Origin of the sequence: Shigella sp. FC1967, from assembly GCF_001743005.1 — a bacterium.
Lineage (GTDB): Bacteria > Pseudomonadota > Gammaproteobacteria > Enterobacterales > Enterobacteriaceae > Proteus.
In genome coordinates, this window is the sequence record NZ_MIIZ01001390.1 from 1 (window position 1) to 360 (window position 360).

Consider the following 360-nt stretch of genomic DNA (forward strand, 5'->3'; position numbering starts at 1 on the left):
AAACAACCCAGACCGCCAGCTAAAGGTCCCAAAGTCGATGGTTAAGTGGGAAACGAAGTGGGAAGGCTCAGACAGCCAGGATGTTGGCTTAGAAGTACAAGCCATCATTTAAAAGAAAGCGTAATAGCTCACTGGTCGAGTCGGCCGCGCGGAAGATGTAAGGGGGCTAAACCATGCACCGAAGCTGCGGCAGCGACACTATGTGTTGTTGGGTAGGGGAGCGTTCTGTAAGCCTGCGAAGGTGTACTGTGAGGTATGCTGGAGGTATCAGAAGTGCGAATGCTGACATAAGTAACGATAATGCGGGTGAAAAACCCGCACGCCGGAAGACCAAGGGTTCCTGTCCAACGTTAATCGGGG

The 360-nt window shown here is 52.2% G+C and carries 1 rRNA gene; it reads left to right on the forward strand.

Features of this window, described 5'->3' with window-relative positions:
• Positions 1 to 360 (forward strand): 23S ribosomal RNA (locus BHE89_RS22355); the annotation flags it as partial.